Below are 5,674 nucleotides of genomic sequence, written 5' to 3' on the forward strand. Positions count from 1 at the left end.
TCGAGGACACCGGCACCGGACCCCCGGTGGTGGTGCTGCACGGGCTGTTCGGCTCGGGCGCCAACTGGCGCTCGGTGGCGCGGGCCCTGGCACCGCATCACCGCGTGCTGTGCGTCGATCTGCGCAACCATGGCCACTCGCCGTGGACCGACTCGATGGACTACCTCGAGATGGCGGACGACGTGCGGGCGCTGATCGCTCGTCAGGGCCTGTCGCGGCCGACCGTCGTGGGTCACAGCATGGGCGGCAAGACCGCGATGGCGCTGGCGCTGACGAGCCCGGCCTCGGTCGGCAACCTGGTGGTGGTCGACATCGCGCCGGTGGCCTACGCCGACCGCTTCACGCCCTACGTGGAAGCGATGCGCAGCATCGATGCGGCGGCGATGGCGAGCCGCACCGAGGCCCAGCGGCGGCTGGCCGAGCGCCTGCCCGACCCGGCGACCGCCCCCTTCCTGCTGCAGAACCTGGTCAGCCGCAACGACCACTTCGACTGGCGGCTCAACCTCGCGGCGATCGGCCTGTCGGTGCCCTCGCTCAGCACCTTTCCGTCCGCGCTGCTCGGTCGCCGCTTCACGGGTCCCACGTCGCTGATTCACGGCGGGGCCTCGGACTACGTGGCCGCGGCGGATCTCGAATCCTTCAGGAGCCTGTTCCCCGAGTTCCAGGCGCACCAAGTCGAGGATGCGGGGCACTGGGTGCACGCCGAGAAGCCCGAGGCCTTCCTGACCGCGCTTCGGCAGGCCCTGGATCGGGCCACGCCATGAGCGGCACCCGCACCCGCCCCGCGGGCCGCCATCGCGTCGTCATCGTCGGCGGTGGCGCGGGCGGGCTCGAACTGGCCACGCGGCTGGGCGACACGCTCGGCCGGCGCGGGCGCGCCGAGATCACGCTGATCGACCGCAACCGCACGCATGTCTGGAAGCCCAAGCTGCACGAGATTGCCGCCGGCAGCATGGACATGAGCGCGCACGAGGTCAGCTACCTGGCGCAGGCGCACTGGCACCACTTCCGCTACCGCGTCGGCGCGATGGTCGGGCTCGACCGCGAGCGGCGCGAGGTGCTGGTGGCACCCTACGTCGACGAGAAGGGCGAGCAGGTCACGCCGCAGCGGGTGTTCGGCTACGACACGCTGGTCGTGTCGGTCGGCAGCCTGAGCAACGACTTCGGCACGCCTGGCGTGGCCGAGCACGCGATGAAGCTCGAAACGGCCGCCGACGCTTTGCGCTTCCGCACCCGCGTCATCAATGCCTGCATCCGCGCCCATGCGCAAGGCACGCCGCTGCGGCCTGAGCAGCTGAAGGTGGCGATCATCGGCGCGGGCGCCACCGGCGTCGAGCTGGCCGCCGAACTGCACCGCACGACGCGCGAGATGGTCGCCTTCGGGCTGGACCGTGTCGATGCCGACAAGGACATCCGCGTCAGCGTCATCGAAGCCGCGCCGCGCGTGCTGCCGGCGCTGCCGGAGAGGTTGTCGCAGACCACCGAATCGCTGCTGGCGAAGCTGGGTGTCCAGGTGCATACCCAGGCCAAGGTGGCCGAGGTGCTGCCCAGCGGGGTGAAGCTCGCCGATGGTCGGCTGCTGCCGGCGGAACTGGTGGTGTGGGCGGCGGGCGTCAAGGCGCCGGATTTCCTGAAGGACATCGCGGGGCTCGAGACCAACCGCACCCACCAGCTGGTGGTGAAGCCGACGCTGCAGACCAGCCGCGACGACGATGTGTTCGCCATCGGCGACTGCGCGGCCTGCGCCTGGCCGGAAGCCGACCACGGCAAGGGCGGCATGGTGCCGCCGCGGGCCCAGGCCGCGCACCAGCAGGCGTCGCACATGGTCCGGCAGATCAACCTGCGTCTGGCCGGCAAGCCGCTGCGGCCGTACCGATACCGTGACTTCGGCTCGCTCGTGTCGCTGGGCGAGTTCAGCACGGTGGGCAACATGATGGGCGGGCTCATCGGCGGCAGCCTGATGGTCGAAGGCCTGTTCGCGCGCACGATGTACCTGTCGCTCTACAAGATGCACGAGCTGGCGCTGCACGGCTTTGCCAAGGTCGCCCTCGACACGCTGGCACGCCTGATCGTGCGGCGCACCGAACCGCACGTGAAGCTCCATTGAGGTGGGACCATGACCACTCACACACCCGATCCCTCGAAATGGCTGGCCGACCTGCTGGCGGGTCAGCAGGAGATGGTTCGCATCCTCGGCGGCGGTGCCGACCCGGCGGCGTCCGGCGAGGATGCACCACCGCCGGCCCTGCCATTCATGTCGCCCTGGGTGGAAGGCACCAAGGCGATGCTGGCCTGGCAGCAACAGGCCAGCAGTTGGTGGAAAGGTGCGCTGCCGGGCCTCGGCATGGGTGCGCAATCGCCGGCCGCCGATCGACGCTTCGCGGCTGAAGCCTGGCGCAACGATCCGCGCTTCGAAGGGCTGACGCAAAGCTACCTCGGCCTGTCGGACATGGTGCGAAAGAACCTGGACGCCGCGCCGCTGGAAGGCCGCAGCAAGGCGCAGTGGGGATTCGTGCTGCGCCAGGTCGTCGATGCGCTGAGCCCGGCCAACTGCCTGGCCACCAACCCCGAGGCACTGCAGACCGCGCTTGACAGCGGCGGCGCGAGCCTCGTCGAAGGCATGCGCCTGTTCGTGCAGGACTTTGCCCGCGGCCGCGTGTCGATGACCGACGACAGCGCGTTCGAGGTCGGGCGCAACGTCGCCACCACGCCCGGCAGCGTGGTGTTCGAGAATGACCTGATCCAGCTGATCCAGTACGCGCCGACGACGGCGAAGGTGCACGAGCGGCCGCTGCTGATCGTGCCGCCGTGCATCAACAAGTACTACATCCTCGACCTGCAGCCCGACAACTCGCTGGTCGCCCACGCGGTGGCACAGGGCCACACGGTGTTCCTGGTCTCGTGGCGCAACGCCGGGCCCGAGCAGGGCAAGCTCGGCTGGGACGACTACCTCGAGCAGGGCGTGGTCCAGGCGATCGACGTCGCGCTGGCGATCAGCGGCGCCGACCGCGTCAACACGCTGGGCTTCTGCATCGGCGGCACGCTGCTCGCCAGTGCGCTGGCGGTGCTGGCCGCGCGCGGCGACGAGAAGGCGGCGAGCCTGACCTTGCTGACGACGATGCTCGACTTCAGCGACACCGGCGAGCTCGGCCTGATGGTCAGCGAGCAGGCCGTCGCCGCACGCGAGGCCACGATCGGCCACGGCGGCCTGCTCAAGGGCCGCGAACTGGCACAGGTCTTCGCCGCGCTGCGCGCCAACGATCTGATCTGGCCCTATGTCGTCAACGGCTACTTGAAGGGCAAGGCGCCGCCCGCCTTCGACCTGCTGTTCTGGAACGGCGACGACACCAACCTGCCGGGGCCGATGTACTGCTGGTACCTGCGCAACACCTACCTCGAGAACAAGCTGCGCGAGCCGGGCGGCACGGTGCAGTGCGGCCTGCCGGTGGATCTGGGGCAGATCACGGTGCCCGCCTTCGTTTACGCCTCGCGCGAGGACCACATCGTGCCCTGGCAGACCGCCTATGCCGGCACGCAACTGCTCGGCGGCGACGTGCGCTTCGTGCTCGGCGCCAGCGGCCACATCGCCGGGGTCATCAACCCGCCGGCCAAGAAGAAGCGCAACCACTGGGTCGGCAAGCTCGCCGCCGACGCCGACCGCTGGCTGGAACGCGCCGAGGACGTGCCGGGCAGTTGGTGGCCTGCCTGGATGGACTGGCTGGACGAACACGCCGGCCGCCTGGTGGCCGCACCCAAGTCGGCGGGTTCACGCAAGCACAAACCGATCGAAGCGGCGCCTGGCCGCTACGTCAAGACCAAAGCCCCGTAAGCCGATCTCCAACCCCTGCCTCACAGGAGCACTCACCATGCAAGACATCGTCATCGTCTCCGCCGCACGCACCGCGGTCGGCAAGTTCGGCGGCTCGATCGCCAACATCCCCGCCACCGAACTCGGTGGGATCGTCATCCGCGAGGCCATTGCGCGCGCCAAGCTCGATCCGGCGCAGGTCGGCGAAGTCATCATGGGTCAGGTGCTGGCCGCGGGCGCTGGCCAGAACCCGGCGCGCCAGGCTTCGATGAAGTCCGGCGTGCCCAAGGAGACTCCTGCGCTGACGATCAACGCCGTCTGCGGCTCGGGGCTGAAGGCGGTGATGCTGGCGGCGCAGGCCGTGGCCTGGGGCGACAGCGAGGTCGTCGTCGCCGGCGGCCAGGAGAGCATGAGCCTGTCGCCGCACGTGCTGTTCGGTTCGCGGCAGGGCCAGCGCATGGGCGACTGGAAGATGCTCGACTCGATGATCGTCGACGGCCTGTGGGACGTCTACAACCAGTACCACATGGGCACCACGGCCGAGAACGTGGCCAAGGCGCATTCGATCACGCGCGAGCAGCAGGACGCGCTCGCACTCGCCAGCCAGCAGAAGGCGGCGGCGGCGCAGGACGCGGGCCGCTTCAAGGACGAAATCGTCGGCGTGACGATTCCGCAGAAGAAGGGCGACCCGTTGGTCTTCTCGTCCGACGAGTTCATCAACAAGAAGACGAATGCCGAAGCGCTCGCGGGCTTGAAGCCGGCGTTCGACAAGGCCGGCAGCGTGACCGCCGGCAACGCCTCGGGCCTGAACGACGGCGCCGCCGCGGTGGTCGTGATGAGCGCGAAGAAGGCCGCAGCACTGGGTCTGACGCCGCTGGCGCGCATCGCCGCGTTCGGCACCAGCGGCCTGGACCCGGCGACGATGGGCATGGGCCCGGTGCCGGCCAGCCGCAAGGCGCTGGAACGTGCTGGTTGGAAGGTTGGCGACGTCGATCTGTTCGAGCTCAACGAGGCCTTCGCCGCGCAGGCCTGCGCGGTCAACAAGGTGCTCGAGGCCGACCCGGCAAAGGTGAACGTCAATGGCGGCGCCATCGCGATCGGTCACCCGATCGGCGCCAGCGGCTGCCGCATCCTCGTCACGCTGCTGCACGAGATGCAGCGCCGCGACGCGAAAAAGGGCCTGGCCGCGCTGTGCATCGGCGGCGGCATGGGCGTGTCGCTCGCGATCGAGCGCTGAGATCGGAACTCATTCAACCCCACAGGAGACATCGAGATGAGCAACACACGCGTGGTCCTGGTCACCGGCGGCATGGGCGGCCTGGGCGAAACGATCTCCACCAAGATGGCCGACGCCGGCTACAAGGTCGCGGTCACCTACTCGCCGGGCAACAGCAAGCATGCCGAGTGGGTGGCCGGCATGAAGGAGCGCGGCTACGACATCGCCGCGGTTCCCTGCGACGTGGCCGACCTCGACTCGTGCGCGAAGGCGGTGGCCGAGGTCACGGCCAAGGTCGGGCCGGTGGACGTGCTCGTCAACAACGCCGGCATCACGCGCGACATGACCTTCAAGAAGATGGACAAGGTCAACTGGGACGCGGTGATGCGAACCAACCTCGACAGCCTGTTCAACATGAGCAAGCAGGTCGTCGACGCGATGTCCGACCGGGGCTGGGGCCGGGTGATCAACGTCTCGTCGGTCAACGGCAGCAAGGGCGCCTTCGGCCAGACCAACTACTCGGCGGCCAAGGCCGGCGTGCACGGTTTCACCAAGGCGCTGGCGCTGGAGGTGGCGAAGAAGGGCGTGACCGTCAACACCATCTCGCCCGGCTACATCGGCACCAAGATGGTCACGGCGATTCCGAAGGA

Annotated in this window: 5 protein-coding genes; all 5 read left to right on the forward strand. The window is 69.1% G+C overall.

All coding sequences use genetic code 11. The annotated features are described in order from the left end of the window. Positions 1-764: alpha/beta fold hydrolase (locus tag QZV97_RS20220; RefSeq protein WP_295647113.1), on the forward strand; the 764-nt coding region annotated here is incomplete at its 5' end. Further along, positions 761-2,107, forward strand: coding sequence for an NAD(P)/FAD-dependent oxidoreductase (locus QZV97_RS20225; RefSeq protein WP_295647115.1), 1,347 nt, complete (start codon positions 761-763; stop codon positions 2,105-2,107). The genes QZV97_RS20220 and QZV97_RS20225, both read left to right, overlap by 4 nt. Before the next feature lie 9 nt (positions 2,108-2,116). Continuing rightward, positions 2,117-3,829 (forward strand): class I poly(R)-hydroxyalkanoic acid synthase, encoded by a 1,713-nt coding sequence (gene phaC / locus QZV97_RS20230; protein ID WP_295647117.1) that lies wholly within the window; start codon positions 2,117-2,119, stop codon positions 3,827-3,829. Between the two features lie 37 nt (positions 3,830-3,866). Continuing rightward, on the forward strand, positions 3,867-5,045 hold the full coding sequence (locus QZV97_RS20235) for an acetyl-CoA C-acetyltransferase (protein WP_295647119.1): 1,179 nt from the start codon (positions 3,867-3,869) through the stop codon (positions 5,043-5,045). Between the two features lie 36 nt (positions 5,046-5,081). After that, on the forward strand, positions 5,082-5,674 hold a 593-nt coding region (locus QZV97_RS20240; protein ID WP_295647121.1), incomplete at its 3' end, for an SDR family NAD(P)-dependent oxidoreductase.

Source organism: uncultured Methylibium sp. (genome assembly GCF_902826655.1).
Classification (GTDB): Bacteria; Pseudomonadota; Gammaproteobacteria; order Burkholderiales; family Burkholderiaceae_C; genus Methylibium.